19 protein-coding genes are annotated in these 25,369 nt (G+C 33.3%); 8 read left to right on the forward strand and 11 right to left on the reverse strand.

The features are described from left to right. Window positions 1-299: 299 nt before the first annotated feature. Window positions 300-635 (reverse strand): single-stranded DNA-binding protein, encoded by a 336-nt coding sequence (locus ACN0TY_RS01365; RefSeq protein ID WP_236957278.1) that lies wholly within the window; start codon window positions 633-635, stop codon window positions 300-302. A 180-nt stretch (window positions 636-815) separates the two neighbouring features. Between ACN0TY_RS01365 and ACN0TY_RS01370 the strand changes: the two genes are divergently transcribed. Then, entirely contained in the window at window positions 816-2,336 is a 1,521-nt protein-coding gene (locus ACN0TY_RS01370; protein WP_417443074.1) for a GNAT family N-acetyltransferase, read from the forward strand. 115 nt (window positions 2,337-2,451) lie between these two features. Beyond that, complete coding sequence (locus ACN0TY_RS01375) at window positions 2,452-2,802, forward strand: hypothetical protein (protein ID WP_236957280.1); 351 nt, start codon at window positions 2,452-2,454, stop codon at window positions 2,800-2,802. Window positions 2,803-2,824: 22 nt separating this feature from the next. Here the strand turns inward: ACN0TY_RS01375 and ACN0TY_RS01380 are convergent, their stop codons facing one another. Then, complete coding sequence (locus ACN0TY_RS01380) at window positions 2,825-3,286, reverse strand: CBS domain-containing protein (RefSeq protein ID WP_236957281.1); 462 nt, start codon at window positions 3,284-3,286, stop codon at window positions 2,825-2,827. A gap of 267 nt (window positions 3,287-3,553) precedes the next feature. Between ACN0TY_RS01380 and ACN0TY_RS01385 the strand changes: the two genes are divergently transcribed. The 3 genes from ACN0TY_RS01385 (at window position 3,554) to ACN0TY_RS01395 (ending at window position 7,780) form a co-directional block, all read left to right on the forward strand. Further along, window positions 3,554-5,821, forward strand: coding sequence for a M20/M25/M40 family metallo-hydrolase (locus ACN0TY_RS01385; RefSeq protein WP_417443075.1), 2,268 nt, complete (start codon window positions 3,554-3,556; stop codon window positions 5,819-5,821). After that, window positions 5,821-6,633 (forward strand): SDR family oxidoreductase, encoded by an 813-nt coding sequence (locus ACN0TY_RS01390; protein WP_417443076.1) that lies wholly within the window; start codon window positions 5,821-5,823, stop codon window positions 6,631-6,633. The genes ACN0TY_RS01385 and ACN0TY_RS01390 overlap by 1 nt, the downstream gene beginning before the upstream one ends. A gap of 415 nt (window positions 6,634-7,048) precedes the next feature. Further along, window positions 7,049-7,780, forward strand: coding sequence for a hypothetical protein (locus ACN0TY_RS01395; RefSeq protein ID WP_417443077.1), 732 nt, complete (start codon window positions 7,049-7,051; stop codon window positions 7,778-7,780). A 90-nt stretch (window positions 7,781-7,870) separates the two neighbouring features. Here the strand turns inward: ACN0TY_RS01395 and ACN0TY_RS01400 are convergent, their stop codons facing one another. The 7 genes from ACN0TY_RS01400 to dinB all read right to left on the reverse strand — a co-directional run bounded on the left by ACN0TY_RS01400 (window position 7,871) and on the right by dinB (window position 21,450). Next, entirely contained in the window at window positions 7,871-9,946 is a 2,076-nt protein-coding gene (locus ACN0TY_RS01400; protein WP_417443078.1) for a M13 family metallopeptidase, read from the reverse strand. Between the two features lie 98 nt (window positions 9,947-10,044). Continuing rightward, on the reverse strand, window positions 10,045-10,578 hold the full coding sequence (locus ACN0TY_RS01405) for a hypothetical protein (RefSeq protein WP_417443079.1): 534 nt from the start codon (window positions 10,576-10,578) through the stop codon (window positions 10,045-10,047). Window positions 10,579-10,711: 133 nt separating this feature from the next. Then, entirely contained in the window at window positions 10,712-12,538 is a 1,827-nt protein-coding gene (locus tag ACN0TY_RS01410; RefSeq protein WP_417443080.1) for a family 43 glycosylhydrolase, read from the reverse strand. A 152-nt stretch (window positions 12,539-12,690) separates the two neighbouring features. Then, entirely contained in the window at window positions 12,691-13,887 is a 1,197-nt protein-coding gene (locus tag ACN0TY_RS01415; RefSeq protein ID WP_417443081.1) for an MFS transporter, read from the reverse strand. 110 nt (window positions 13,888-13,997) lie between these two features. Next, window positions 13,998-15,374, reverse strand: a complete 1,377-nt coding sequence (locus ACN0TY_RS01420; RefSeq protein ID WP_417443082.1) for an exonuclease domain-containing protein — start codon at window positions 15,372-15,374, stop codon at window positions 13,998-14,000. Window positions 15,375-15,550: 176 nt separating this feature from the next. Beyond that, window positions 15,551-20,209 (reverse strand): T9SS type A sorting domain-containing protein, encoded by a 4,659-nt coding sequence (locus ACN0TY_RS01425; RefSeq protein WP_417443083.1) that lies wholly within the window; start codon window positions 20,207-20,209, stop codon window positions 15,551-15,553. 137 nt (window positions 20,210-20,346) lie between these two features. Next, window positions 20,347-21,450 carry a DNA polymerase IV gene (gene dinB, locus ACN0TY_RS01430; protein ID WP_417443084.1) on the reverse strand — a complete coding sequence of 368 codons (1,104 nt, stop codon included), beginning with the start codon at window positions 21,448-21,450 and terminating at the stop codon, window positions 20,347-20,349. Window positions 21,451-21,576: 126 nt separating this feature from the next. On the opposite strand from dinB, the gene ACN0TY_RS01435 reads away from it, so the two are divergent. From ACN0TY_RS01435 to ACN0TY_RS01445, 3 genes are read left to right on the forward strand one after another with little or no spacing between them, the layout of a single operon-like run. After that, on the forward strand, window positions 21,577-22,245 hold the full coding sequence (locus tag ACN0TY_RS01435; RefSeq protein WP_417443085.1) for an NAD-dependent epimerase/dehydratase family protein: 669 nt from the start codon (window positions 21,577-21,579) through the stop codon (window positions 22,243-22,245). Next, window positions 22,242-22,709 (forward strand): CYTH domain-containing protein, encoded by a 468-nt coding sequence (locus tag ACN0TY_RS01440; protein ID WP_417443086.1) that lies wholly within the window; start codon window positions 22,242-22,244, stop codon window positions 22,707-22,709. Before ACN0TY_RS01435 ends, ACN0TY_RS01440 begins: the two co-directional genes overlap by 4 nt. Before the next feature lie 26 nt (window positions 22,710-22,735). Next, window positions 22,736-23,224 carry a YciI family protein gene (locus tag ACN0TY_RS01445; RefSeq protein ID WP_417443087.1) on the forward strand — a complete coding sequence of 163 codons (489 nt, stop codon included), beginning with the start codon at window positions 22,736-22,738 and terminating at the stop codon, window positions 23,222-23,224. Here the strand turns inward: ACN0TY_RS01445 and ACN0TY_RS01450 are convergent. Together ACN0TY_RS01450 and ACN0TY_RS01455 are read right to left on the reverse strand one after the other, a co-directional pair. Then, window positions 23,216-24,499, reverse strand: coding sequence for an APC family permease (locus ACN0TY_RS01450; protein WP_417443088.1), 1,284 nt, complete (start codon window positions 24,497-24,499; stop codon window positions 23,216-23,218). The two genes, ACN0TY_RS01445 and ACN0TY_RS01450, sit on opposite strands and share 9 nt — an antisense overlap. After that, a complete protein-coding gene (locus ACN0TY_RS01455; protein WP_417443089.1) occupies window positions 24,496-25,368 on the reverse strand; it encodes a polysaccharide deacetylase family protein in 873 nt (290 codons plus the stop codon). Before ACN0TY_RS01455 ends, ACN0TY_RS01450 begins: the two co-directional genes overlap by 4 nt. Window position 25,369: the final 1 nt, after the last annotated feature.

Raw genomic sequence — 25,369 nt, forward strand, 5'->3', positions numbered from 1 at the left:
TTATTTAGATTAAGTTTAAATAGATATATTTGTCCAAGGTAATCAAATGTATTTCCGTTGGGCAAAAAGAAAAAAGATAAAGAGAAGAAAAAAGACAAAAAGGTTAAAGAACTTAAAACTAAGGGCTTAAAATCTAAGTGTTGTAAAAAGTTTCAGAAAAGCGAATCTAAACGTTGTAAAAAATGTCCATGCTTCGATTTAATGAAAGAGAAAGCAGCATAAACTTTTTCTTAAGAATATTTATACTATTTGTGAGCGTATTAATAATGATTTAATACGCTCTACAGATAGCCTACTAACTATTCTTTTCCAAGCATTAATATCTCATTACAGTTAATCTCTGTTACATAACGCTTCACTCCTTCTTTGTCATCATAATTTCTAGAAGTAAGTTTGCCTTCAATAGCAACCTCTTTTCCTTTTACTAAATACTTCTCTACAATATCCGCAGTTTTACCCCACGCAATTATATTATGCCACTGAGTATCTTTAACCACATTTCCCTTTTGATCCTTGTAATTTTCATTTGTAGCGATAGAGAATTTTGCTAACTTTTTACCGCTATCTAGATTGATAACTTCAGGGTCATTTCCCAAATTCCCTATTAACCGTACACTGTTTCTTAAGCTGTTCATAATTGAAAAAATTTAAAAGATTAATATTATAATTAATTGTAAATTCGATATGCTCAAATCGACAATGCAAAGATTGTTCAGAACCAAATATATACTCGGTTCTTACTTAGTTACTTTCGTTTAAATACGGTTGTAATCATTTGTAGTCGTTTGAAAATTGTTTTTAAAGAAGAAAAAAATATGGAAACTATAAATAAAATAGAGCTTAGAAATCTTCATATTGAAGATTACTTAGAATTAAAATCTTCCATGACTGAGGCATATAGCGAGATTGAGGGCGCTGCATGGAAAGAGCAAGAAATAAAAAAGCTACTCTCCATTTTTCCAAAGGGACAGTTAGTAGTTTTAGCAGATGATAAAGTTGTTGGGTGTGCTTTATCTTTAGTTATTGATGAAAAAGATATAGACGACAATCATACCTACGAAGAAATAACTGGAAATTATACTTTTTCCACGCATAATTCTTTAGGTAATATTTTATACGGAATCGATGTTTTTATTCATCCAAAGTATAGAGGTTTACGACTTGGAAGACGTTTGTATGACAAACGAAAAGAACTTACCGAGCAATTAAATTTAAAGGCTATTATGTTTGCTGGCCGTATTCCTAATTACAGCAAACATTCTAATGAAATAACTCCTAAGCAGTATATTGATAAGGTGAAAATGAAGGAATTATTTGATCCTGTTCTTGCTTTCCAATTAAGTAATGATTTCCATGTTAAGAAGATCATGAAAAATTATCTGGAAGGAGATGCAAACTCATTAGATTATGCAGTTTTAATGGAGTGGAATAATATCTATTATGATAAAAGTCCAAAGCTCATAAATTCTGAGAAGTCTATTGTAAGATTGGGGCTTATACAATGGCAAATGCGTCCATTAAAAAACTTAGATGCTTTATTTGAACAAGCTGAATTTTTTATTGATGCTGTTTCTGGTTACGGAAGTGATTTTGCTCTCTTTCCGGAATTATTCACTGCTCCTTTAATGGCAGATTACAATCACTTAAACGAAGCAGATGCCATTCGGGAATTAGCAAAATATACAGAACCAATTCATCAAAAGTTTCAAGAGTTTGCAATCTCCTATAACATAAATATTATTACAGGAAGTATGCCTCACATTATTGATGGGAACTTATACAATTCTGGGTTTTTATGTAAAAGAGATGGTACTTCAGAAATGTATACGAAAATCCATATTACTCCAAACGAAGTTTCCCATTGGGGAATGAAAGGTGGCGATGCAATTCAAACCTTTGATACCGATTGTGGTAAAATTGGAATTATAATATGTTATGATGTTGAGTTTCCTGAATTAAGTAGACTTTTAGCAGATGAAGGAATGCAATTATTGTTTGTTCCCTTTTTAACAGACACTCAAAATGGTTACACACGTGTTAAAAGTTGCGCCCAAGCTCGTGCTATCGAAAACGAATGCTACGTTGCAATTGCTGGTTGTGTTGGAAACCTCCCAAAAGTTAATAATATGGACATCCAATATGCGCAGGCTGCAGTTTTAACACCTTCAGATTTTGCTTTTCCTAATAATGGAATCAAAGCTGAAGCAACTCCAAACACAGAAATGACTCTTTTAGTAGATGTAAATATCGATTTATTAAAAGAACTTCATGAACATGGAAGTGTCCGAATTTTAAAAGACCGAAGAAACGATCTTTATGAAGTAAGAAAAAAATAGTACCTTATATACTTATAAAACTACCTCAGTATATTTCTGGGGTAGTTAAATTACTTCTTTTAAAAAGGTACATCACTAAATTAAGCCTACTTGAAGAATTAACATCTTATAAAACATGGAAAAAGTTTGTCTTGAATGTGGTGAAAAATTAATTGGTCGAGCCGATAAGAAATTCTGTAGTGATTATTGTAGAAATGCTTTCAATAATAAACTGAATAAAGACAGTAAAAATCTTATCAGAAATATTAATAATAGACTTCGGAAAAATTATAGGATTTTGGAGGAACTAAATCCAGAAAGCAAAACCAAAACTACTAAAACCCGACTTTTAGATAAAGGTTTTGATTTTGAACATTTCACAAGTACATATACCACAAAAAAAGGAACTACATATTACTTTTTATATGATATAGGATACCTGCCACTGGAAAATGACTATTACATGATTGTTAGAAGAGAACGCTAGTTTTCTCCTAAAAAAGTAGTTATTAATAATTATGACTATTTAATTTCAAAGCAGCCACAACAATATCCTTTCTACTTATTTGACCCACTAGCTTTCCATGATCCATTACCGGAAGTCTTCTTCTATGGCCTTCATAAAACCGCGATGCAGCATCAAAAATGTTCATATCATGAGGAATCGTCTCGACATCTACAGTCATAAAATTCTCTACATTCTTTTCTAAAATCGGCATATTAAAATAGCGACTTTCAGAAATTTGCTTCATACAATCTGCTTCAGAAATAATCCCAACAAGCTTCCCATGATCATCACATACTGGACCACCAGAAATACGATGCTTTAAAAAGAGCTCCATAACTTCTAAAATAGATTGATCTGGCTTAAAAATCACTAGATTTTTAGTCATATAATCTTCAACCAGAATTGGCGCATCATATTGCTTCTTCTGTTCTTCCCTTGCTCCTTGAAAACTTTTAATCCCCATATTCTTGTAGTTTTTTAAGATTGGTGTTAATTATAAATATAACTAATTATAACGAAATAATATAAATTATTAGTAATCTTATAGTTAATTTTTTAAGTCATTGTTAAATCTAAGGATGTGAATGGTAGATTCTAAACAAAAAAGAACCTGAATAATGGATAGAAACTATTTTTTTAGGAGAAAAAACAAGTTAGATGGGAAACATGAGAAACCCTTAATTTAAAAATCCTTATTATTATATTTATGCTTTGAACTAAACCTTTTCTTGTGAAAAAATATTCCCTAATACTATCATTTCTTGTTATCGTTGGAATTACCGCTTGGAGATTCTATGATTTAATGCCTCAAACGGATTCATTTACTGGTAAGTTTTCAGTAGAAAACACATTAAATCATATTAAGAGAATATCTAAAAAACCTCATTTTGTAGGTTCAGATGCTCATAAAGAAGTTGAAGAATACATAATTTCTGAACTAGAAAAACTAGGTCTAAAAACTGAGACTCAAGAAGGTTATACTACTGGAGATTGGGGAAACCTAAGTAAAGCTAAAAATATAATAGCTAAAATAAAAGGAACAGAAAACGGTAAAGCTCTTGTTCTTATGTCTCATTATGACAGCAGCCCTCACAGCTCATTAGGAGCAAGCGACGATGCTGTGGGCGTGGGTGTAATCTTAGAAGGAGTAAGAACATTTCTAGCTGATAATAAACAGCCAAAGAATGACATTATCATTTTATTTACAGATGCTGAAGAGCTAGGACTCAATGGTGCGCAACTTTTTGTTGATAAACACCAATTAAAAAAAGACATTGGATTAATCCTAAATTTTGAAGCTAGAGGGAGCGGCGGACCTAGTTATATGCTTATTGAAACAAATGGCGGGAATAAAAATATGATTGAGTCTTTTGCTGAAGCGAATCCACAATTTCCAGTAGCAAATTCTTTAGCTTATAGTATTTATAAAATGCTTCCTAACGATACAGATCTTACTGTTTTTAGAGAGAATGCTAATATCGATGGCTTTAATTTTGCTTTTATAGACGATCATTATGATTACCATACTGTTCGTGATAGTTTTGAAAATGTTGACAGGAATACATTAAGGCATCAAATTTCTTATCTTATCCCTCTGCTGAACTTTTATGCTGATTACGATCTCTCTAAAATAAAATCGGAGGTTGATTATATTTACTTCGACGTTCCTGTTTTTAACTTTGTTTATTATCCCTTTAGTTGGATAATTCCGATGTTGGCAATTGCTATTGCTTTATTTTTAATTATTATCATAATAGGATTCAAAAGAGCAAAGCTAAATGTAAGAGGTGTTTTAAAAGGATTTGCAGCTTTTATACTTTCGTTAGCCTTAGCAGGTATAATCGGCTACTTCAGTTGGACTACATTACTAAAAATCTATCCACAATACCAAGATATTTTACATGGATTTACATATAACGGTCATTTTTATATTGCTGGCTTTACAGCCTTAAGCTTTGGAATATGTTTCTTTATCTATGCTAGATTCAAAAAAGTTGAAACTCAAAATCTAATCATAGCACCAATATTCTTCTGGATCATAATCTGTGCAGCAATAGCCACTTATTTAAAAGGAGCTAGTTTTTTTATAATCCCTTTATTTGGTGCCTTAGGAGCACTATATATGTTGCTCCATCAGAAAAATAAAAAACCTCAATTATTATTTCTAATAATATTATGTATCCCCGCAATATGGATCCTAGCACCTTTAATCCAAATGTTCCCCGTAGGTTTAGGGTTAAAAGTACTTGTAGGTTCTTGCATATTAAGTGTGCTTCTTTTTGGATTATTGCTTCCTATTTTTGGATTATATCCGAATAAAAAATCTTACGCTTATTTAGGGTTTTTAATAGCTTTACTGTTTTTAATCTCAGCCCATTTTCAAGCGGAATTCAGTAAAGAAAATCCACATCCAACCAGTTTGGTATATATATTAGATGCAGACACTAATACTGCAAAATGGGCTACCTATAATAATGTTTTAGACCCTTGGACATCACAATATGTAAAAACAAAAGATTCTATAACAGATAAAAACTCAAATTTTAGCAGTAAATATGGTACTGGGTTTACGCATATAGCAACGGCTCCAATTAAAAATATTCCAATTCCAGCTATAGAAATTTTAAAAGATACTGTCATTGGTAATAAGCGGGAAGTTACAATCTGCATTACACCCCATAGAAATGTAAATCGGTTAGAGATAACTACAGATAGTACACCGCTATTTGGTTGTAAAATAAATGGAATTAGTCTTACCGATAATTATTTAAAAAATCGAGACAGTAGACTTTTAACACATTACATTAGTAATAATGATTATTCTGAATTAAATTTAGTTTTTAAGGCTAATGATAAACCTGTTCTAACTTTTTATGAAGCTTCAAACGATCTTCTAGAGCATCCTTTATTTAGTATTCCTCCTCGTCCTAAAAATGCAATCCCCATGCCTTTTGTTTTAAATGATGCTATATTGATTAAAAAAACTATAAAACTATAATGTCAAAAAAAATTGCAGTACTAGGTTGTGGATGGTTAGGCTTGCCGCTTGCCAAATCATTTGTAAAGAATAATTATCAGGTAAATGGGGCGACAACCTCTGTAGATAAAATTCTGCACATAGCGCAACATAAAATAAATCCATTTTTAATTGCTGTACATAAGCATCATATAGAGGGTAATATTAGTTATTTCCTTCAGGATGTAGACATCCTATTTATAAATATTCCTCCACGTATCAGAAGAAATTCTAACGCTAATTATATTTCAAAAATTAAAACCCTTTCAGAAAAAATAGAAGAGTCCAATATTAAGAAGGTTATTTTTATAAGTAGTTCTTCCGTTTATGCTAATAATAATGATATTGTAGATGAAAACACACCTCCTAAACCGGAGACGGAAAGTGGCAAACAAATTTTAGCTTCTGAAGAGTTATTAAAGAGCAATCCTAACTTTAAAACCACTGTAATCCGCTTTTCTGGGCTTTATGGAGATAAAAGGCACCCAATAACCACATTATCTGGAAAGAAAGATGTATCGAATCCAGAGGCGCCAGTAAACCTGATTCACCTAGAAGATTGCATCGGAATTATAAATGCCATTATCGATAAAGATGTTTGGGGAATAACTTTAAATGCATCTGCACCAAAACATCCTTCTAGAGAAGAATATTACACAAGTCAAGCAGAAAAAATGGGACTTGAACCACCTACATTTGACAGGTCCAAAAAAACACAGGGAAAAACGATTACCTCAACATTAATTAACACACATTTATCATATAATTTTACCTATCCTAACTTAGAATATTGAACCTAGTTAAAAACCTTAACATAGCGACTATTTTCTAGTTAAATATAGGTTAAACACTAAAATAGCTTAAGTTCAAATTGAACCTTATTTGTAATTTTACAGTGTAAAAGAAATTAAATATTTGTTTTTCATTATACATAAAACCAAGAATTAGGTTAGGTTTTTAAGTTAGTTTAGATTAGTTTATAAAAAGGAGGGTTGCTTATCCATAAGAGCAGTTCTCCTTTTTTTTATGCATAAAAATGTCTGAAATGCTAAATTCGTAATTAATAAAATAGGTTTTCTTTTACAGCTATAAAGCGGAATAAGCCTCATATTATGGGATTTATTGAAATATTTTAATAGATTTGGCGCATTAAGAAAAGCTTATCTTATAATAAGTCACCTTAAAGTTTTTAAATATAATTTTTCAACTATGAAACAGACAGCAATATTAATGATGTTCTTCGCATCATTTTTTGGGTTTTCTCAAAACGATGCTACACTTACCAAACATTACGAAGCTTTCTATAAACAAATGAAAGAACAAGGAGATGTTAGAGGAGTTATTAATGCCTTAACGCACTTAAATGTAATTAGCCCAAATCAGGCTAGAATAGATACATTAGCTTTTTTTTATAGCAATTCTGGGCAACACGTTCAAGCAATTAATCTTTTAGGAACTGAAAAAGATACAAAAGCTTCTAATCTTGCTGTTGAAGTAAAAGCTAGATCTTTAAAAGCTGTAAATCAACCGCAATTAGCAGTACAGCAATTCGATATAATGTTCAGTAGAAAACCAGATATCTATATTGCATACGATTTAGTAGATCTTAATTTACAAATCGGAAAAATTGTAGAAGCGCAAACTTACATTAAATACGGATTAGAAAATGCTAAAGATGAAGACATGCTTCCTTTTTATGAAGCTAATCCACCTTACCAAGTGCCTTTAAAAGCAGCTTTTAAATACCAAGAAGGGCTTTTAAAATATAATGAAGACAAAACAAATATAGATGCTGCAATAAGTACTATTGATGAAGCTATTGTGATGGCTCCAAATTTTACTCTTGCTAAAAATATAAGACAACTTTTATTGAATCAGAAACAAGAAGGAACTGCTGAAAAAATAAACCCAGCAACAACTCCTAAAGCTGAAGGAGAATAACAAACCCTTTCTGAATAAAAAAGCGCTTTAAGAATTTCATTCTTAAAGCGCTTTTTTTTGAATTAACATTCGTTAATTAGGTTTTATAAATTACCAAATCTTAATACGTTCTTCTGGAGTTAAATACATAGCATCTCCTTCTCTAATATCAAAAGCATCATAAAATGCATCTATATTAAGTAAAGGCTGTGTTGCTCTGTACATTCCTGGAGAATGTGGATCTGTTTTGATTCTATTTTTAAGCGCCTCATCACGCATTTTTGTTCTCCAAACAGTTGCCCAAGACATAAAGAAACGTTGCTCTGGTGTAAATCCATCTATCTTCCCAGGATTACCATGCTCTTTTAAATGCATTTGCAGACCATCGTAAGCAGCATTTACTCCTCCTAAATCTCCAATATTCTCTCCTAAAGTAAACTTACCATTAATAAATACATCTGGAAGCACTTCAATTCTGCTGTATTGAGAAGCTAAAGAATCTCCTAAAGCATTAAACTGTGTAAGATCTTTCTCTGTCCACCAGTTTACTAAGTTTCCATCAGCATCAAAATCTGCTCCGCTATCATCAAAACCATGAGAAATTTCATGTCCAATTACAGATCCCATTCCTCCATAATTCACAGCAGCATCTGCAGTAAAATTAAAGAATGGTGGCTGTAGAATTGCAGCTGGGAAAACAATCTCATTATAAGATGGATTGTAATATGCGTTTACAGTTTGTGGAGACATAAACCACTCTGTTTTATCTACAGGCTTCCCTAATTTATCAATAGTTTTCGCGAAGTTCCATTTAGAAACATTCAATCTATTTTGATAGAAAGAACCTCCATCTTTAGCTGTTTTTATTTCTAAAGAGCTATAATCTTTCCACTCATCAGGATATCCAACTTTAATAGTAGTTTTATCAAGCTTCTCGATTGCTTTCTTCTTAGTTTCCTCGTTCATCCATGGCAAAGCATTAATACGCACTTCATACGCCTTAATTATATTTGCTATCATATCTTTAGCTTGCGCTTTTGCTTCTGGCGGGAATTTCTCATCTACATAAAGCTTCCCTAAAGCCTCACCTATAGAACCATTTACAGTTTGTAAAGCTCTTTTACTTAAAGGCTCCTGCTCTTTTGCTCCTCTAAGTTCTTTGCTATAAAACTCCCAATCTGCTCTATCCATTTCTTTTGTAAGCGCATTAGAAGCACTGTTTACAAGCCCCCAACGTAAATACGCTTTCCAGTCTTCAACATCTCCAGAACTAAAAACAGTCTCTAAAGATTTTGTATAAGCAACTTGACTAATATCTATTGTATCAACACTAGCAGCTCCAATACCTTCAAGATATTCTTTCCAATCTAAAGAAGGAACCATTTTCTGAAGATCAGAAATAGCAGTTGGATTGTATGTTGTTTTAGGATCACGTCTTGCAACTTTATCTAGCATTTTTTCAGCCAATTCCGTTTCTAATGCTAAGATGTTATCAGCCTGAGTAGCAGCTGCCTCTTCATCATAACCTACAAACTGAAGCATACGTGTTATGTGAGCCACATATTTATCGCGAAGCTCTTTAGACTCATCATCTTCGTCTAAATAGTAGTCTCTATCTGGTAAACCTAATCTACCTGCTCCTAAAGAAGCAACATTCTTATTACTATCTTTTGCATCAGATCCTACATTAAATCTAAAGAAACCAGCCCCTGTTGTAGGTGTCATTTCTATAAAATATGCTTGAAGGTCCTCTTTATTTTTAATAGCTTCGATTTTCTCTAGATATGGTTTTAATGGAGCTACTCCTTGCTCCTCTCTAGAAACTGTATCCATAATAGACTCAAACATTCTTACAGCTTTCGCTTGATCAGAATTTTGATCTAATTCAGAATTATCTTTCGCACTATTAAGAATCGCAAGCGCATCGTCATCTGTATTCACTCGTAGTTCATTGAAACTCCCCCAAGTAGTTTTATCATCTGGGATTTCTGTTTCATCTAACCATTTCCCATTAACAAACCTAAAAAAGTCATCTTTAGGACTGGAAGTGGTATCCATGTATTCAAGGTTTATACCAGGTATCGTCTCTACCTCAGCAACCTCTTTTTTTTCTTCAGTCTTACAAGAAGCAAGAAAAACAACTGAAGCAAGCCCATATATAATAGGCTGATTAAAAGTTAATTTCATATGTGAATTAGTTTTGTTAAGAATCCTTGCAATTTAAAGGAAATTGTTATTCTTAATAAACTTGCACTACTTAATTAACATTTCTTTAAGAAAACTGTTTAAGGCTTTTCTTTTGAAGGAGGTGTGTTGTTTATAAAATCCTCGTAGATCTTACTTTTCAAAGACTCAGATAATTGATCGCGCAACGCATTATAAGACATCATTACACGCTTTCTGGTGATGTTTATGGAATCTATCGGTGCATTTTCTTCTAATCGCACCTTTAACTGATTGCTAAACGTATTAAACACAATAAGCCTGCTTTTTACGTCTGGAATTTCAAACTTAGCAGGAAATAAAGTGTCTTTTTCTATATCCTTATCTAAACGGATAAACTCTTCAGCATAATAAGTAAGATCTCCCGTATTCTGACGCTGAAACTTCTCCATCAAACTACTAAGTTCCTTGAACTTTTTCCACTTATTTATTTCTGCCAACTTTTCTTTACTGATACTCGTTATTGCTGGCAGCTGACTATAAGAAACTTGAGCGTTTTCATCAGAAACGACTACCTCTTCTTTATTCTCATCGTTTCCACAACTGAAAATAAATAGACTTAAGCTGAATGATAATATGTATATAGATTTCTTCATTTCAAGTTTCAAAGATAAGAGAATAGTTTTATTTATTCTGAATAACTACTGAAGAGAAAACACAAAATAATACAAACGCAGGAATTGAAAATATTAATTTCAACTCCTGCGTTATATATTGACAAACTTTTTATTACTCGGTATACAAAACCTCACTTTTCTGAGAGATTCCATTTTCATTAAATGCTTCTACTTGGTAATAATACCCTTGATCTGTGTTTAAAGCTCTCAATTCGTAATTTGGATCATCGTACATCAATGCTGAAAGATTTAATTTATCTTTTTCAATTCCCCAATAAATTACATATCCAGTAGCATCTTTTACAGCGTCCCAAGTCAACATTGTATTCCTTCTATCTCCTTGTCTTTCAGCTTTAAAATGTTTAGGTATTTTAGGAGCTTTCTCTTTCCCTTTACCAAATACTCTAAACTCAGAAATTGCTAAATATTTATTAGTACAATACACATGATTATATCTAATATATCTTGCTTCCGCATCTTTAGCCAATTCTATATATGCGTGGGGTATATCTTTATTATTTTTGCTATAATCAGCGATCGTGTTCCATTTCTTACCATCTAAAGAACCTTCAATTGTAAATTGTTGTCTCAACGTATCTGGGCGACCAAAAACAGTACTTTTATAATCTTGAAAATTAATCTGAATGGCTTTTACATCCATAGGCTTCTGTAAATCTACTTGTACATAAATAGAATCGTTATTTTCTTCAGAAACCCAATACGAGCGAATCTCTTCATCATTAATTTTATCAATTTCAAAACCTTTTATTTGCTCTTGCATATAACCTTTATCACTTTCATCGACTACCCTATTTTCACCTTTTACTAAGGGAGAATTTGTAGTGACTGGTTTATTATAAGAAAGCAACATCCAACCTGTAAAACGCTCTTTATGATCTGCCACTTTTGTTCCTGGAAGGTAATGCGGATAATCTCCATATGCAGTATTTACAAACATCTGTCCATCATCTTCAAATCCTGCAGGATACATTCCCAACCTTCTTTCAAATTTAAAATTCACCGAGATTGCCATCGTAGAGTAATGCCAATAATTTCCATTATTATCTTGTACTGTACTTCCGTGTCCGGCACCTTTTAAAAACCCTCCAGGCTTGTATGAAATAGGATTATAAGGCGCGTATGTAAATGGTCCTAATGGACTCTTACTAGTATAAACACCATCGGCATAAACATTCCATTGTGTTCCTGGCGCTCCATATTCTAAATAATAAGTGTCATCATGTTTCACCATCCAAGGTCCTTCTATAAAAGGTTTTATATCCGACTTATGGTCTTGACCAAAACGTTCCCAACCATGAGCTTCTGGATGCAAATTGAAAAGGTCTTTTTGATCTCCCATAGGAATATAATAATTCGCCGTATCCAATTCTACCCCACGAATAGGCCATTTATTAGAAGACTCTTCATATAAATAAACCTTATTATCATCATCCACAAAAAGATCAGGGTCTTGAACTCCATGTGGAACATTTATAACTGCATAATTTGTTTTCCAATCTCCAACATCAGGGTTATCGGTTTCTATAACAGCACCGCGTCCAGAAGGGTCTCCTAATACAAGAATTTTTCCATTTCTAACGGCTGCCGCTGGGGCATTACTCCCATTAAAATACCATCCCTGTGGTTTTATAAACTTCCAATTACTCATATCATCAGATGTCCAATAACCATGAGAACGAGTTACGAATAAGTAATATTTCCCTTTAAAATTAACAATCGCAGGATCTGCACCAGAACGATAAGACACATCACTTGTTCCTCTGTAATGGGACATATAAGTATAATCTATATCAATAGGATTGCAATACGTTTTATAATCTTCTTTAGCTAAAGTTTCTTGCGCTTGAGTGTTTATAAATAATCCTAAAAAAATGAAAACGAAGCATGTTTTTACTGATCTTGAACAACTGAAAATCATATAATGGCGGTATTTAATATGTGAAATTCGAAACTAGGTAAAACCTGTATTCGTCTCCAAAGAATACACTACATCAATAATACATCAACAGGGATTATGCTTAAATTTTAACTTTATAAAAGCTTTTTCTACTGAAGGAAGGGCACTAATTTTTATACATTTCTAATACGTTGTGCATTTAATTGCGCAAAAGCCATTAATAAAAATAAAGAGAAGATTACCCAGCTAAAATGAATATTCATATCTAACATCCAACCTACAATAAGAGGCCCTAAAGCTGTGCTTAACACCATAAACATGGTAAATAAACTTCTTATAGTTCCCATTTGCTGGGTTCCATATATTTCTGCTATTACTGCAGTCTTTACCGTTCCTGCAACACCAACAGTGATCCCTGAAAGGATTAAAAAAATTAAAGCTCCAATAATACTATCTATAAATGCTAAGGCAAGCAATCCAAAACACATTGGAATTAAGTACACTCTAAATACTTTTTTTGCGGTATACTTATCTACCCAAAAACCGCCCGCTATAGAAAGTACAAACCGAGTAATAGCATACGCTGTAAAAAAAGAAGCATATAAAGTGAGCGACCACCCCTTTTCTTCCACAAAAAGATATTGATAAAAGAATATTGCTGTAGATATAAATCCTGTTGAAAAACTAGCAGGCATCATAATAAAAAACCGTTTATCACTAATTACCTCTTTAAACTGTTTTATCAGAAACCCCGCTGATGCTTTTTTTGTAACATCGAGATCAGCATCAAAGTGATCTAATTTCACGAAATACAGCCTTATTAGGTATAAAAGTAGAAAAACTCCACTTGCAATTGCTGCTATTTCGTAATCATACCATAAAATTATTGAAGCTATAGCTATAGGAAAAACAGCTTCTCCAACAGAATATCCTAAAGATGAAATACTAAGTGCTTTTCCTCTATCCGCAGTAAAATATTTTGACATTACCGTAAAACTAATGTGACTTAATAAACCTTGACCGCAAAGACGAAGTCCTGTAAAAGCAATAAATAATAAAGCAATATGATAATGAGAAACCCCTAATATAAAACACGAAATTGCCAAACCGAGAACTGTAAATGCTGTGACCTTTTTTATAGGTTTATGGTCCACAGTATGACCAACCGTAAGCATTATTACCGAAGAGATAACTGTACAAATTGCATATATACTTCCAAACCCTCCTTTAGATAAATCAAATGTTTTTAATATTTCGGGAACATATAATGAGATCAAAAATGTTTGTCCGAAACTAGATAGAAAAGTTAATACCCAGCCGAAGCTAATTTCTTTTGCATTGTTCTTTAAAAAAAGGAAGAAATTCTTCAAGAGTTAGTCGTTTTAGCTTTAAAAAAACAAAACTAAGAACATTATTTTAGTTTATAGACTAATACATATTAACTAACAATAAAACACTAGAACCTTAAAAATTAAATCCCTCAAGGTCTAATAATCGTAGTGTTTTCATTTTGGAGAATATGCTGCTGTATAATTCTCATCACATCACTGTCGCTATTTTGTAACTTAATATGATCTTTAAAATCTTCAAAATTATTAATTACTATTGACTCATCTATAAAACCGTAGCCTTTATAAATTCCATCTTCAACAAGTGCTATTCCTTTTTCATCAAAGGTTTTTCCTTTGGTCACAATAACAAAACTTTTCGCCTCAATTTTCACTGATTTTATAGCAGTTTCAACTCTCTTATTATAATCGGCTGGGCTTTCTTCGTCAACACAAATTCCCATACAATCGTTAATCTTAAAATGATTACATTTCCCAGTAATACTTCCAGCAGGAAGAAGTTGAGTGTATTTCGGACATAGTTTAAAAGCCTCTGTTAACGACTCTAAGAAATGAATACACTCGTTTATATTAAAAAATATTGCAATTGGATTTGGTACTAATTTTATTTTATTATACCCCAATTGTATAATCCCTTTTCTATTGGTGTACGCTAAAATTCCATATCCTTTATTACTGAGTTTTTGAGCACTATTATACTTTGGGAAATGGTGTTTTATAGCTACCGATTCCATCAATAAAGCCAATAATTCTGACCCTGACTCCTCAAAATCTATATGTGAGGTTTCTCTACAAAGCTCAATTTCTTTAGCTTTTTTATCATAAAAATGACTCAACACCCTCTTTTTAATATTGATAGCTTTCCCTACATAAATAATCTTTCCGCTGCTATCTTTAAAATAATAAACCCCTGGATTTTCTGGCAACCCATCATATGTTTCCTTTGCTAACAATGCAGGCAATGCTGCTTCTCCATTTTTAGGATTTAGTTGTTTTTTAACCTCATCATTAGCATCATTTTTAAGTAATTTTTCAAAGAGAATAACGGTAGCATCAGTATCTCCCTTTGCTCGGTGGCGATCGTATAAAGGAATCTCTAAAGAGCTACATAACTTCCCTAAACTATAAGAACGTAAGCCTGGAAATATCTTTTTAGAAAGTCGAACTGTACATAGTTTCTTCCTGCTGAAATCGATCCCCAGCTCTTTAAACTCATTTCTAATAACATTATAATCGAAATTCACATTATGAGCTACAAAAACCTTCCCATCTGTAAAGTCCAATACTTCTGAAGCAATCTCCTTAAAAGTTGGAGCGCTAGCAACCATATCATTATCTATACCAGTAAGCCTAACTACATGACTTGTAATTAATGCCTGCGGATTTACCAAAGTATGATATTCATCGATCACCTTTTCTCCATCATAAATAGCGATAGCTATCTCCGTTATTTTATTTCCACTCCCACTTAAACCCGTGGTTTCAACATCTATTATTGCGTAATTCATTTTTGGGATTTGGTATATTGTTTCGTTTTATAGCAGCAGAGATAATCAACTTCCTTAATAACTACAAGCAATTTTTATGCCTAGAAATATAGTTTTAATATAATCGAAAAGCAACATTAAAAAAGCCCCTTGGAGTATCAAGGGGCTTTACAATAATTGTATAAATGATAAATTTATTACCTCTTTACCATTCTGATATCTTTAACTTCATGTCCGTTTTCTATAACTTTCAATATATAAATCCCTCTTGAAAGTCTAGAAAAATTAATAGGCTTTAAATTATACCCAACTTTAATTTTTACATTTTTTTCATGCTGTTTTAATTGCCCATTTAAATCATATACTTGCAACTCTAGCTTTGTTTTACTATTACTGTTTACCACTAAAGCCGCAGCATGCCGAACAGGATTCGGAATTAAATAAACACTAGCGATTGAAGTTTCATTAACATCATCTGAGCAGCTTCCTAAAACAGCTCCCAAATTCAATAAATGAGGAACAGCATACTTAGATACACATAAAGAACGTCCTCTGTAACAAACAGCCACTTTTTCAATCCATGGGTTATTTCCACAACTTACATCTTCAACTATTACAGTAATACTCTCAGATTTAGAGCATCCATTAGCGTCTGTTACCGTTAATGTGTACGTAGTTGTTTCCTCTGGACAAACTGAAATTGTCTCTGTAATTTCCTCCGTATTCCAATGAAATGAATATTCCCCTTCTCCACCGGAAATCATTTCAGCAGCAAGAGTAATACAATTGGTTTCTCCATATCCAGTAACTATTTTATCTACTTCTGGCATGAGTATCTCTATTCCTTCGGGCTCAGTAATTGTAAAATATTCTGTTACAGAATTTCCATTAACATCATACACTATAACATCATAATCTCCTGGGATTAAATCTGAAACACTTTGCGTTATTTCACCATTACTCCATAAATATTCATAAGGAGCTACTCCTCCGCTAACTTCAACAGAAGCCATTCCATTATCAGCTTCAGCACAGCTAATATTATTCACTATAACATTTTCTATAACTAGCGGTTCGATATTATCTAATGACAATCGGATCGAAACAGCATAGTGATCTGAAACTGTACTAGTATAATCATTATCATAGAACTCGTAATGTACCGTCGCAGAATTGTCAATGAAGTTATCTTTAAGTTCATTAGAAAGCGAAATATGGTCTATCATATTCTCTCTAAATGCATAAGATCGTTTTCCTGCTTCACTCAAAGAAAGTGTTGCCAAAAAGTACTCATCAGGATCGTTAATAAATGCTTCAAACGAAGAAACTGTAGTGTTTATACCATCAGCAACCGTTTCATCCAAATCATCGTTATAATCTCCTGCTAAAATAAGATTCGATTCTGGGAACATAACATCCAGACTATCTTTAAGCACTTCCATATCGTATTTACGCATATCATATCTAAGCTGAGGCCCATTACTACTATTAGCACGCGCATGCAATGCTACAATATTTATTTCTTCGGAAGCTCCATTGATATTCACATCAGCTGTCATTAAAAAAGGAAGTCGACCACTAGCATAAAAACGATCTGCTTCAGAAGGATAATCTAATAAATATGAAGTATCTCCTCCGTTATAATAAGGATGTATTGACTTTAAGAGCGCCTGTGTTTTCTTTGGAGTTACTGTTGCAGTTTTATATATAAATCCAATTTTTTGCTTTGTTCCTGAATCATTTGGATACGAAGTAGCATCAGATAAAATAAAATCATATCCATCCAACTCACTTACAGCCTGTGCAAAAAGCTCATCATCAGAAATCTCTACTACAGTATAAATGTCTGCATTTAATTTCTTTAAAATAGTGACAACACTATCTTTTTGAATTGCATCAGAATTTTGATTTCCAGCAGCTGGCGAATTCCCTTCATCTCCAAACCACTCTATATTCCATGTAACAATATCAAGTGTATTCTCTTTAGGAATATCAATTCCGTTATTCGGATCGAATGGTTCTGCACAAGCTAAATCTGCCTTCATTCTTGGCAACAACTGAGCAAACTCATTGAAAGTTCCTACCACTCCAATGATTTCATTACAGGTTTCTGGTTGCGCTAGTCCAGATAAACCTGCTACGTTTCCATCTATTCTAAGTTCCCCCGTTCCTGATGCATCTGTAATTATTGTATTGGAGTCTCCAAAAAGTAGATCTCCAGGTGTTGGAAACGTTGCATCAGTAATTCTTACAAGTTGCCCACGATAATCTCCTAATTCAACTAGAATAATATCCTTTGGCAATATAGGCTCATTAGGCACACCGTTACTTTCTACCGAAGAGACATTCCCTAATTGAATCTGATTATTAAATGACGAACGACTAGCAGTTACAGTTATAGAATCTCCGATTGCAAAATTTCCTCCAAAAATTTGTTCATCAAAAATTGCTATTCCTCCTGTATTATCTTGAAGATATGCAGGTCCCGCAAAATTATCGGCTACTGTTAAAACTCCAGTTATAGTTACTGTAGTTCCATCTGGAAGCGCTCTTGCATCTACAATAGGAATAGTTTCTGTTGGCACAATCACTATCCCTGCATTTTGAACTCCAGGAGTAGGGGTTTTTGCTACGTAGCTACTTGTATTTAAAAAACCACCACTTCCATTAGGAATACGTTGTAACGAATGGTTGTCTTTATCTCCTTCTAGGTCTTCATTTAGCTGAGGTTCTCCAGCATTAAGTAACGTTAAAAGCTCAACATCGTCATCATCATTAGTATCGTAAACCACAGCATCGATCAATCCGCTTGTTGTTAAAACAGCTCCATTTTGAAAATCGTTTATTGAACCTTGATATAGCGCAACAGCATCAGCCCCATTTTGAAGTCCGTTAGTCCCAAATACAAGAGAAACATTTGCTACTCCCTCATTTCCTAACACAAAATATCCATCAGCATTAGTAACATATCCGCTTAAATCAAACGCATTATAAACAGCATCTCCATTTCCATTATAAAGAACCAACACAAACCCATCTAGAGCAACATTACCAATACCTCCATCGTATAGTTCAATAAACTCAGCTACATCACTTCCAGGAGTATCCACGTCTATTTCGTTAATCAACAAGTTAATCTGCTCTAAAGCATTGGTATTACTTGTTCCAGGTGTAGGAATGGCTGCAACATAAGTTTCTGTATTTCTAAGTCCGCCGCTACCATTTGCATAACGCTGTAAAGAATGAAAATCTTTATTACTATTAAAGTCCTCGTTTACTTGAGGCTGATTGTCATTCAATAATACAAGTAATTCAGCATCATCACTATCGTTAGTGTCATATACAATAGCATCAATAAGGTTTGTTGTTTCAACTTCCGTCCCATTAAGAAAATCTGTAGCATCTGCTTGGTATAGTGCCACAGCATCAGCTCCATTTTGAAGTCCGTTACTATTGAAAACAAGAGAAACATTTGACACTCCCTCATTTCCTAATACAAAATATCCGTTTGCATTTGTAGTGTATCCATCTAGGTCGTATGCATTATAACTCAAATTATTCGATCCATTATAAAGAACAAGTGTAAGTCCATCCAAAGAAGAATTCCCTACTCCGCCATCATACAACTCAATAAATTCAGCTATATCTGTACCTTCTGTATCTGCATCGATTTCATTGATGTGTACAATTGCATCTGTTCCCCCGTCATTATCTTCAAAAATTTTATTTGCTGAATTTGGAGTATTTATTGCTTCTCCATCTTCAGAAGTTGCATCAGGGTAATCTGGCAATCCTTCGCCATTAAAACCATTACGTACCCAATCTGAAATTGCATTAGAATCAATACTATTAGGTATTCTTGATGCACCACCTACAGTAAATGTGCTTCCATCAAAAGCAGGGGTTAAAACTGTTTCTGCATAAGTAATATCTTCAGTATCATTATCTTTAACTGCTACTGCATCAACAAGAGTTTCCCACGGAAAGTTATCAATCGTTCCATCTGCATCCGAATCTATTTGATCGCCAACACTTCCAGTAAAGTTCTCCACCAGAAGTAAAGTCAATGATCCATTTTCAAATTCATTAGAAAAAAAAGGAGTGGTATAATATCCCTCGATATTAGTAGTTCCTAATTGAAAAGCTCCATCTATAGTTCCCGCTGAAGAAATATCTCCTTCAATTTCAAGAATCCAATACAATGATAAATCGGTTTCTGCCTTACCAAAAACCTCAACAAACTCATTCGTATCGCTACCAGTGTGATTAAAAACAAACTCATTAATAACAGGAGTAATTTCTAATACTCCAAAATTCTGATTTGTATTAATACCTCCAAATGTTGAAGTATCTTGAGCTTCCCAAGAGAATTCTGAATAATCTGTACCTGTTCCTATCAAAGCTAATGAGGCGCCTTCTGAAGTACTACTATTGCTCTGTGCAACACCGATATCTTCACTAAGCATTCCGCTAGCAGGGCCTTCAGATGCTACAAAAGTTCCTTCATAGCTTAAAAATTGAATAACAGTATTACTTCCATCCACAAGAGCAATACCATCAGGGCTTCCATTTTGGATACCATTTGATGGCAATGTAATATGGGCTACCCCATAACCATTACTCAAATCTGCAATAACAGTGTTAATTGTAACTGTATTATAAACTGTCCCATTAGAGCCGTTATAGAGCACAATGTTATAGAGTGAAAGATCTGTTCCTTGCGGGGCAGCAATCTCGATGCTTTCCCCCACATCAGATCCTGCATTATCATAATGAAGTTCATTTATAAATACACTTTGAGAAAAAGTATAAAATGAAGATAATGCAATAAATAAAGAGAGTAGAAATCTTTTCATATATTATTTTTTATAGGTTAACTATAACAAAAATAACATCTATTTCTATTCAATACTGAATGTCAATGTTATATAATTGTTAGTCAAAAACAATATGTGAATTATTTTCTACAAAAATAAATTCTTACAGGAGTTCCCTAAAAATCAAATTTCAGTTGTACGGTCACTTTTTTTTGTTCTTGTGGCTCTTTTTTCTTTTTTTCAGTATTTAAGTTAGCTAAAGATATTCCTAGTAGACGAACCGAGTTCTCTAACTTCTCTTGATAAAGCAACTCTTTTGCTGCTTCTAAAATCAAATTTTTATCAGCAATAAAATAATTGAGCGTTTTACTTCTTGTTTGCAACTTAAAATCACTGTATTTTATTTTTAGAGTTACTGTTTTCCCTGCTATTTTACTTTTTTTGAGTCGGCGTTCTAATTCGTTAGCTATATTCTCTAAGCGCTCCAGCATAAATACTTCGCTACTTAAATTTTCACTAAAAGTACGCTCTGCTCCTACAGATTTTGGAATCCTATTTGGCTTCACTTCACTTAAATGAATTCCTCGAACTACGTGATAATAAAAAGCACCACTTTTTCCGAAATGCTCTGTTAAAAACTCAACTGATTTTTCTTTTAAATCCTTCCCAGTAAAAATTCCTAATTGATACATTTTTTGTGTAGTCACTTTCCCTACACCATATAATTTCCTAATCTCTAATGCCTCTAAAAAAGGAATCACCTCATGGGGTTCTACCGTTTTCTGTCCATTGGGTTTATTATAATCACTTGCTATTTTAGCGACGAATTTATTTATTGATATCCCTGCGGAAGCTGTTAATCCAACTTCATTTAAAATACGTTCACGGATTTCGATAGCGATATTGCTTGCCGAGGGATTCCCTTTTTTATTTTCGGTTACATCTAAATAAGCTTCATCTAAAGAAAGTGGTTCTACAAGATCCGTATAGTCTAAAAAGATCTTCCGTATTTTAGAGGATATCTCTTTATAACGATCAAATCGAGGGCGAACAAATATAATGTCAGGGCAATTTTTCTTTGCCATATATCCACTCATTGCACTTCTAACTCCAAACTTACGTGCTTCGTAACTCGCTGCAGAAACAACGCCTCGCTTTTCGCTTCCTCCAACGGCAAGTGGCTTTCCCTTTAAACTAGGATCATCCATTTGCTCTACAGATGCGTAAAATGCATCCATATCTACATGAATTATCTTTCGTAAAGGGAGCTTTTCTTCCATATGCAAATTTAACCTAAAATCAACTCTTCAATTTACAATAACAACAAATATTAACTAACTTTATAAATCTACTTTACTGGGTTTTCGCAAAAGCTATAAAACCCTATAAATTATAATAAATGAATTATGGAAGAGGGAAAAACAGCAATTATTTTAGGAGCAACTGGACTTACTGGCTCTACATTATTAAAGCAACTTCTTAACGATGACCGCTATAAAACGATTAAACTCTTTTCTAGAAGTTCTATAAACAAAGAAAACCCGAAAATTAAAGAATATATAGTAGATATGTTTGATCTTATGCTTCATCATGATGATTTTACTGCTGATGAGGTTTTCTGTTGCATCGGAACCACAAAATCTAAAACCCCTGATAAAGCTAAATATAAAGCCATAGATTATGGAATTCCAGTTGCTGCAGCAATGTTGTGTAAAAAGAATAATATCAACACATACGCAGTGATCTCTTCTATGGGAGCTGACTCAGAAAGTGCTATTTTTTATAATCGCATTAAAGGAAAAATGGAAGATGAAGTTATGAGCCTCCATATTCCAAAAACATTTATCTTGCAGCCTTCCTTAATCGCTGGTAAAAGAGATGAAAGTAGACCTGCAGAGTGGTTTTTTAAGCAACTGATGAAGGGGCTTAATTATATTATGGTAGGTCCACTAAAAAAATACCAATCTATAACACCAGATAAAATAGCTAAAAGCATGGTTTATCTAGCTAATAGTAATAGAGGAACTGCAGTTATTAAAAATGATGAAATTCAACAAATTGCTAAAAACTTATGATAGAAATAGAACGTAAATTCTTAGTTACATCTGGTGATTATAAGAAAGACTCCAAAAATAAAACTAGAATTGTTCAAGGGTTTTTAAATAAAGATCCTGAACGTACAGTTCGAGTTAGGATAAAAGGAAATCAAGGGTTTCTAACTATAAAAGGAATTTCTAACGAAAGTGGAACTAGTAGGTTCGAATGGGAAAAAGAAATCTCAATAGAAGAGGCAGAGACGCTATTAAAGATATGCGAAAAAGGTGTTATTGATAAATACCGATATGAAATACCTTCAGGAAAACATACTTATGAGGTCGATGAGTTTTTTGGAGATAATGAAGGACTCACAATTGCAGAAATAGAACTATCTAATGAGAATGAAAATTTTGATAAGCAAACGTGGCTTGGTAAGGAGGTAACTGGAGATATAAAATACTACAACTCGCAACTGAGCACTAATCCTTTTAAAAATTGGTAGCTTGTAACAAAAACCTCTATTTACTTATGAAACTATTTTTGTTTACTTTAATAATTATCACCACTATTTCTTGTGAAGAACCAGCGCCTAAAAAAGTGCTTACTTCCGAAGAAAAGACACCTTCATTAACAACGCTACAACTAAAAGAGCAGCTTACAGAAAAGGGCTTTGAAATCTTTGATTATGTGGATGAAAAAACTGGAGACACTATTTTAATGCAACAATATTTCATTGCTTTTTTAAAACGTGGAAAAAATCGTTCTCAAAGTAAAGCAACAGCAGATAGCTTGCAGAAACTCCATTTATCCCACCTTGGAAAAATGTATGAAAAAGGATATGCAGATATCTCTGGCCCGTTTGGTGATGATGGTGAGATTAGAGGAATTACTATTTACAATGTTCCTACGTTAAAAATGGCCGATAGCTTAGCTAATTCTGATCCTATGGTAAAAGCTGGAAGACTAGAAATCGAAATCCATCCATGGTGGGCTGCCAAAGGATTCCCGTTACGATGAGGTGTCGAAATAACGCTTATACACAAATTCCATTATAAAACATACAAGAACAATTCCTAGGGAGATGCTTATTCCTAATGGGTTTGTTCCGTATTGCTGAATTATAAGCGCTAAAGAGGCAATCACGCACAATAGAAATCCAATAAGGGTAATCCATTTCTTAGCTTTTACTTCTGATGATTTTTTAAAACCTACATAATTTACGGTTGCAAAAATGAGTAAAAATCCAACACTTCCAGCCGTAGAAATACTCTCTAGTTTAAGTAAATTAACGATTACTAAAGTTAGTATTGCTGTAATTAATAATCCTATCGGTTGATTCCAAAACATACTTGTTAATTCATGTGGCAACTCATCATCCTTAGCAATCTCATAGCTCACTCTACTCCCGCCATACAAAGTGGCATTAATGGCAGAAAAAGTAGAAATTAATGCTGCTACAGTAATAATTGTAAATCCAACCTGGCCAAGCATAGGTTTTGCAGCTTCTGCCAATACATAATCTTCTGCATCTGCAATCTCCGAAAAAGGCAACGAGCCAACGGTTACTACCGCTATAATTACATATAGAAAGATCACAAAAAGTACGGCATAGAAATATGCTTTAGGCACATTCTTCTCTGGGTCTTTTAAATCTGAAACAGAATTAGCAATTAACTCAAAACCTTCATAGGCTACAAAAATCACCATTCCTCCAGTAAGTAATTGGATTGGTGGCTCCCAGTTAGAAAATGCCAATTGATCTAAACTAGAACTATCTTTTAGTCCGTAGAGGCCAATAATAACGAAGCCTATCAGAATAACCAATTTTATAATTACAGCATAATCTTCTATTTTACCGACTACTTTGATGCTATAATAGTTAATCGCAGTCGCAAATATTACAATGACACTAGAATAAATATGAGAGTCTAAAGCATTATCTCCAGTAATTTCCCACAAGTTTGGAGCGTAAGAACCAAAGGCGGAAGCGTATAAAGCAAGCATAATAATATAACTCACCCAGAGTAAATTATTAATCCCTCCACTAAAGATATTCTTTCCAAAACCTTCGTTAATAAACCTAACAGTACCTCCACGATCTGGATAAGCAAGTGATAATTTTACATAACTATAGGAAGTAAATAAAGCAATGATTCCAGCAATTAGAAAAGCAACAGGAGTACCTCCTTTTGCTAATGATACTGCAAGGCCAAGTACAGCAAAGATTCCTCCACCGACCATTCCTCCTATTCCGATTGAAATTGCCTCCTTTAATCCTATTTTATCACTCATAGATCTTGTAACGCATTATTAATATCCTTCCAGTTAACTAATTTAACGTTTTTTTTCTCTAATAATGCTCTTGTTTTCTCTTTTGTAAAATAATCAAAATCCTCTTGCCGCCATTCAGCACCAAAATTGGGATGCTCAAAAGCCACTCCTTGCATTTCAGAATCATTAAAAGCCGGGTGAATTAATATTATATTAAATCCAAGCTGTAAACTATTAATTGCGTGGTCATAATATGCTTTCAATCCTTCTCCCTCAAACCAACTCCATGTTCCTGTAAATACATTCTCAATGGTAAAGTCAGATTCCAAAACATACTTTTCTGTATTCATATTAAAATCTCCCAAGAGTTGTTTACTAAGAAAAACAGGGATATTATACTCCTTTCCTAATTCTCGATATACATTTATAATCGCTTCTGTTAACCCCAAGCAAAACATGTGAGAGTCTAAATGTGTAGGCTTTATTCCCAAAGAAATCGCTAATTCTATTTGAGCCTTTAATTCTTTTTTTACTTCTGAAGGAACTGCATTTTGTTTTACCATTGCCCTTTTAGGATAAAAATATCCATTCTCATCTACAAGACTAGGAACTTCTTTAGGTGATAAAACAGGTCCGAACTTATAATTTTTCCATTCGCAGGTAAGCGTCAAATGGATTCCATAATCAAATTGTGGATTCTCTTTCGCGTACATTACCATTTCATATGCCCAAGGGCATGGCATCATAATACTAGTAGAATTTACAATTCCCTTTTCTAACGCTAATTTTGTAGCTTGATTTTCAGCAAAACACAAACCCGCATCATCAGCATGGATTATTAGGAGTTTATCTGTTTCTGAAAAACCTAATGCTTCAATTATCTTTTTCATA

This window comes from Joostella sp. (assembly GCF_048266025.1).
In the GTDB taxonomy this organism is placed as follows: Bacteria; Bacteroidota; Bacteroidia; order Flavobacteriales; family Flavobacteriaceae; genus Galbibacter; species Galbibacter atrarenae.

Bases quoted from the DNA above. Each gene is read 5' to 3' on its own strand.
- ACN0TY_RS01380 (WP_236957281.1), bottom strand. From the start codon at position 3,286: ATGGGGATTAAAAGTTTTCAAGGAGCAAGGGAAGAACAGAAGAAGCAA.
- ACN0TY_RS01375 (WP_236957280.1), top strand. From the start codon at position 2,452: ATGGAAAAAGTTTGTCTTGAATGTGGTGAAAAATTAATTGGTCGAGCC.
- ACN0TY_RS01455 (WP_417443089.1), bottom strand. From the start codon at position 25,368: ATGAAAAAGATAATTGAAGCATTAGGTTTTTCAGAAACAGATAAACTC.
- ACN0TY_RS01390 (WP_417443076.1), top strand. From the start codon at position 5,821: ATGTCAAAAAAAATTGCAGTACTAGGTTGTGGATGGTTAGGCTTGCCG.
- ACN0TY_RS01435 (WP_417443085.1), top strand. From the start codon at position 21,577: ATGGAAGAGGGAAAAACAGCAATTATTTTAGGAGCAACTGGACTTACT.
- ACN0TY_RS01370 (WP_417443074.1), top strand. From the start codon at position 816: ATGGAAACTATAAATAAAATAGAGCTTAGAAATCTTCATATTGAAGAT.
- ACN0TY_RS01425 (WP_417443083.1), bottom strand. From the start codon at position 20,209: ATGAAAAGATTTCTACTCTCTTTATTTATTGCATTATCTTCATTTTAT.
- ACN0TY_RS01395 (WP_417443077.1), top strand. From the start codon at position 7,049: ATGAAACAGACAGCAATATTAATGATGTTCTTCGCATCATTTTTTGGG.
- ACN0TY_RS01400 (WP_417443078.1), bottom strand. From the start codon at position 9,946: ATGAAATTAACTTTTAATCAGCCTATTATATATGGGCTTGCTTCAGTT.
- ACN0TY_RS01405 (WP_417443079.1), bottom strand. From the start codon at position 10,578: ATGAAGAAATCTATATACATATTATCATTCAGCTTAAGTCTATTTATT.
- ACN0TY_RS01445 (WP_417443087.1), top strand. From the start codon at position 22,736: ATGAAACTATTTTTGTTTACTTTAATAATTATCACCACTATTTCTTGT.
- dinB (WP_417443084.1), bottom strand. From the start codon at position 21,450: ATGGAAGAAAAGCTCCCTTTACGAAAGATAATTCATGTAGATATGGAT.
- ACN0TY_RS01410 (WP_417443080.1), bottom strand. From the start codon at position 12,538: ATGATTTTCAGTTGTTCAAGATCAGTAAAAACATGCTTCGTTTTCATT.
- ACN0TY_RS01420 (WP_417443082.1), bottom strand. From the start codon at position 15,374: ATGAATTACGCAATAATAGATGTTGAAACCACGGGTTTAAGTGGGAGT.
- ACN0TY_RS01450 (WP_417443088.1), bottom strand. From the start codon at position 24,499: ATGAGTGATAAAATAGGATTAAAGGAGGCAATTTCAATCGGAATAGGA.
- ACN0TY_RS01365 (WP_236957278.1), bottom strand. From the start codon at position 635: ATGAACAGCTTAAGAAACAGTGTACGGTTAATAGGGAATTTGGGAAAT.
- ACN0TY_RS01440 (WP_417443086.1), top strand. From the start codon at position 22,242: ATGATAGAAATAGAACGTAAATTCTTAGTTACATCTGGTGATTATAAG.